The organism is Pseudomonas sp. B707 (assembly GCF_022496685.1).
GTDB lineage: Bacteria > Pseudomonadota > Gammaproteobacteria > Pseudomonadales > Pseudomonadaceae > Aquipseudomonas > Aquipseudomonas paraglycinae.
The window spans coordinates 1-4143 of record NZ_WTVE01000018.1; the positions used below are offsets into that span (position 1 = coordinate 1).

At 53.8% G+C, this 4143-nt stretch carries 4 protein-coding genes, 3 tRNA genes and 1 rRNA gene; all 8 read left to right on the forward strand.

What is annotated here, in order from left to right:
• Window positions 1-62: 62 nt before the first annotated feature.
• Window positions 63-178: ribosomal RNA gene (gene rrf / locus GQX66_RS08830) — 5S ribosomal RNA — on the forward strand.
• 132 nt (window positions 179-310) lie between these two features.
• Window positions 311-1264 (forward strand): bifunctional biotin--[acetyl-CoA-carboxylase] ligase/biotin operon repressor BirA, encoded by a 954-nt coding sequence (birA, locus tag GQX66_RS08835; RefSeq protein ID WP_085747587.1) that lies wholly within the window; start codon window positions 311-313, stop codon window positions 1262-1264.
• Window positions 1254-2003, forward strand: a complete 750-nt coding sequence (locus tag GQX66_RS08840) for a pantothenate kinase (RefSeq protein ID WP_085747588.1) — start codon at window positions 1254-1256, stop codon at window positions 2001-2003. Before birA ends, GQX66_RS08840 begins: the two co-directional genes overlap by 11 nt.
• Window positions 2004-2010: 7 nt before the next feature.
• On the forward strand, window positions 2011-2451 hold the full coding sequence (locus GQX66_RS08845) for a hypothetical protein (RefSeq protein WP_102686412.1): 441 nt from the start codon (window positions 2011-2013) through the stop codon (window positions 2449-2451).
• A 143-nt stretch (window positions 2452-2594) separates the two neighbouring features.
• A tRNA-Tyr gene (locus tag GQX66_RS08850) sits at window positions 2595-2679 on the forward strand.
• A 25-nt stretch (window positions 2680-2704) separates the two neighbouring features.
• Window positions 2705-2778 (forward strand) — tRNA-Gly (locus GQX66_RS08855).
• A gap of 26 nt (window positions 2779-2804) precedes the next feature.
• A tRNA-Thr gene (locus GQX66_RS08860) sits at window positions 2805-2880 on the forward strand.
• 85 nt (window positions 2881-2965) lie between these two features.
• The coding region (gene tuf / locus GQX66_RS08865; RefSeq protein WP_240867988.1) for an elongation factor Tu at window positions 2966-4143 on the forward strand (1178 nt) is incomplete at its 3' end.

Below are 4143 nucleotides of genomic sequence, written 5' to 3' on the forward strand. Positions count from 1 at the left end.
AGCTGTCACATACCCAATTTGCTGAAGCGAGGCCCTCTGGCCACGACTCAGTACCCGAATTTCTTGACGACCATAGAGCGTTGGAACCACCTGATCCCATCCCGAACTCAGAAGTGAAACGATGCATCGCCGATGGTAGTGTGGGGTTTCCCCATGTGAGAGTAGGTCATCGTCAAGATTAAATTCCGAAACCCCAATTGCGAAAGCAGTTGGGGTTTTGTTTTGCCCGCAGGAAAATGGATTGTTTGAATTCTATGCAGCGGCCCGGTGCATGGCTATTATTCGGGCCTCATTCTGAGGCGAGACCTGCATGCTGACGTTGTTGAACCTTCTGAAGGATGGTCGATTCCATTCCGGTCAGGCCCTGGGTGTTGCTCTGGGAATTAGTCGAAGTGCGGTGTGGAAGCAGCTTCAGCATCTGGAGGCGGAGCTTGGGTTATCCATACATAAAGTTCGAGGGCGGGGCTATCAATTGGCTTCGCCATTGGCGCTGCTTGACTCGCTCAGGATAGAGGAAAGTCTTTCCGGCTGGTCTGTCAGTATCTTCGATTCCGTGGACTCGACTAATGCTGAATCGCTGCGCGCGGTGGATGGGGGGCGGGCGGCTCCCTTTCTTGTACTGGCTGAGCGCCAGAGCTCAGGGCGGGGGCGCAGAGGCCGTAAATGGGTGAGTCCGTTTGCTGAAAACCTCTATTACAGTCTCGTGCTGCGCATCGATGGTGGGATGCGTCAGCTTGAAGGGTTAAGTCTCGTTGTTGGTCTCGCGGTCATGCAGGCCTTGCATGCGCTTGGGGTGCCAGGTGCAGGGCTGAAATGGCCCAATGATGTATTGGTCGACCAAAAAAAAATCGCCGGGATCCTGTTGGAGCTGGTTGGTGATCCAGCAGACGTGTGCCATGTAGTGTTGGGCATAGGCATTAATGTGAACATGCAGGCTACAGACGAAGTTGATCAGCAATGGACTTCAATGCGTCTAGAATCGGGCAAATCTTGTGATCGCAATATTCTGGCGATTGAGCTGAGTAAGCAGCTGCAACTCTATCTGCAGCGTCACCAATCAGGTGGCTTCTCTGCGCTTCAGGCGGAGTGGGAGGCGAGTCATTTGTGGCAAGGGCAGCCGGTTTCTCTCACCGCCGGTGTCAATCAGGTAGAGGGTGTGGTGCTGGGAATCGATAATCAGGGCGCGCTTAGGCTGAAGGTAGATGGTGTGGAAAAGGTCTTTAGTGGCGGTGAGCTCAGCTTGAGGTTGCGTGATGATTCTTGAGCTCGATTGTGGAAACAGCTTTATCAAATGGCGTGTGCTGAGCGTTGAGGCCGGCGTCTTGGTCGCGGAGGGCGTGGTCGACTCTGACATGGCGTTGGTTGACGGTCTTCGATCGTTCGAGAAAGTGTCTCTCAAGAAATGTCGCCTCGTCAGCGTAAGAACCGAAGATGAGACTAATTTGCTGATTGGCTTGCTCAAGCATGAGTTCGGCATTTCCGTTGTCTGTGCGGCGCCCGCTCGCGAGATGTCCGGCGTAAAGAATGGTTACGACGACTATGAGCGCCTTGGTCTCGATCGCTGGCTGGCGATGCTTGGTGGTTTTCACCTGGCTAAAGGTGCTTGTCTGGTTCTTGATTTCGGGACAGCGGTGACTGCGGACTTTATCTCCGTGGACGGCGAGCATCTGGGAGGCTTCATTTGTCCTGGCATGCCGCTGATGCGTAATCAGTTGCGTACGCATACTCGAAAAATTCGCTATGGAGACCTGGCGGCAGAGCGTGCATTGACGAGCCAGGCTCCGGGGCGCAATACGGCTGAGGCTGTAGAGCGTGGCTGTTCGTTGATGCTCAGGGGATTTGTGTTGACGCAGCTGGAGATGGCGCGCTCCTACTGGGGTGATGACTACAGTGTCTTCATTACGGGTGGTGATGCCGAGCTGGTTTCGGATGTTGCGCCTGAGGCTCGGATTGTTCCCGATTTGGTGTTCGTGGGTTTGGCTATGGCGTGTCCTTTGTCCTGAGGTTTGTATGCGTTGGTTGTTTCTTCTGCTTCTGGTACTCAATGTGTTTTATTACGTCTGGCATCAGCAGGAGGCCCCGCTACGCGCAAAGGATGTAACGCCGCTCAGTCTTTATCGTGGCTCGCAACAGGATATTCGCTTGCTGAGTGAGGCTGGTGGTGATGCTTCCCGTGAAAAAAGGACTGGGGGGAAGTCTGATGGGCAGTGCCTTTATGTAGGTGGTTTGGCGCGCCCCGAGACCGCTCAGGCGTTGGAACAGCGTTTGACGGAGATTGGAGCAAAAGCTCTTCCTTCATCAAAAGAGTCTTCCGGCGGCTCATATTGGTTCCAGATTACGCCCGAAACCCAGCGTTTGCTGGGTGATGCTCAGTTACAAAACCTTTCCAAGGAATTCAATGAGTTAAAACATAAAATAATGCTGTGCGAGGGGGTTGCACCCACTGAATAGTTTGCATAGAATGGCGCCCGCTCCACAGCGAAGACCTGAAAAGGTAGAAGCAGTGGGGTGGTGTCAATGCAGCTAACCTCAGGTTTTTAAATGAGAAAATGCTTGACAGGGGTTTGGCATAGTATAGAATGCCGGCCTGATTAGGAGGGGTTCCCGAGCGGCCAAAGGGATCAGACTGTAAATCTGACGTCTACGACTTCGAAGGTTCGAATCCTTCTCCCTCCACCAGATTTTAGCGTGAGCTGCAGGCTCCGCGGGTATAGTTTAGTGGTAGAACCTCAGCCTTCCAAGCTGATGATGCGGGTTCGATTCCCGCTACCCGCTCCAAGTTTGCAGGTTGTGCAAAGTTTTACGCTCTTGTAGCTCAGTTGGTAGAGCACACCCTTGGTAAGGGTGAGGTCAGCGGTTCAAATCCGCTCAAGAGCTCCATATAACAAGGCAGATATGAAAATATCTGCCTTTGTTTTAATGGCTCGTGTTGTTTGCTCAATTTCTTCTGTTAGGGGTGATATCGATGGCTAAGGAAAAATTTGATCGTTCCCTGCCGCACGTCAACGTAGGCACCATCGGTCACGTAGACCACGGTAAGACCACGCTGACCGCTGCTCTGACTCGCGTCTGCTCCGAAGTTTTCGGTTCGGCCGTAGTTGAATTCGACAAGATCGACAGCGCTCCAGAAGAAAAAGCTCGCGGTATCACCATCAACACCGCGCACGTTGAGTACAACTCGAACATTCGTCACTACGCTCACGTTGACTGCCCAGGTCACGCTGACTACGTGAAGAACATGATCACTGGTGCTGCGCAGATGGACGGCGCGATCCTGGTTTGCTCGGCCGCTGATGGTCCGATGCCACAAACCCGTGAGCACATCCTGCTGTCCCGTCAGGTAGGCGTTCCGTACATCGTGGTTTTCCTGAATAAGGCTGACCTGGTAGACGACGCTGAGCTGCTGGAACTGGTTGAGATGGAAGTTCGCGACCTGCTGTCCACCTACGACTTCCCAGGCGACGACACTCCGATCATCATCGGTTCGGCTCGTATGGCGCTGGAAGGCAAAGACGACAACGAAATGGGCACCACCGCTGTTAAGAAGCTGGTGGAAACTCTGGACAGCTACATCCCAGAGCCAGAGCGTGCTATCGACAAGCCTTTCCTGATGCCAATCGAAGACGTGTTCTCGATCTCGGGTCGCGGTACTGTTGTGACCGGTCGTATCGAGCGCGGTATCGTTCGCGTTCAAGACGCCCTGGAAATCGTTGGTCTGCGTGACACCACCACCACCACCTGCACCGGTGTTGAGATGTTCCGCAAGCTGCTGGACGAAGGTCGTGCTGGCGAGAACTGCGGCGTTCTGCTGCGTGGCACCAAGCGTGACGACGTTGAGCGTGGTCAGGTTCTGGTTAAGCCGGGTTCGGTTAAGCCGCACACCAAGTTCACCGCAGAAGTTTACGTTCTGAGCAAGGAAGAAGGCGGCCGTCACACTCCGTTCTTCAAAGGCTACCGTCCACAGTTCTACTTCCGTACTACTGACGTGACTGGTAACTGCGAGCTGCCAGAAGGCGTTGAAATGGTAATGCCAGGTGACAACATTCAGATGACTGTTACCCTGATCAAAACCATCGCGATGGAAGACGGCCTGCGTTTCGCAATCCGTGAAGGCGGCCGTACCGTTGGTGCTGGTGTCGTAGC

Excerpts from the sequence above, each read along its gene's own strand:
- birA (WP_085747587.1), top strand. The coding sequence starts at position 311 with ATGCTGACGTTGTTGAACCTTCTGAAGGATGGTCGATTCCATTCCGGT.
- GQX66_RS08845 (WP_102686412.1), top strand. The coding sequence starts at position 2,011 with ATGCGTTGGTTGTTTCTTCTGCTTCTGGTACTCAATGTGTTTTATTAC.
- GQX66_RS08840 (WP_085747588.1), top strand. The coding sequence starts at position 1,254 with ATGATTCTTGAGCTCGATTGTGGAAACAGCTTTATCAAATGGCGTGTG.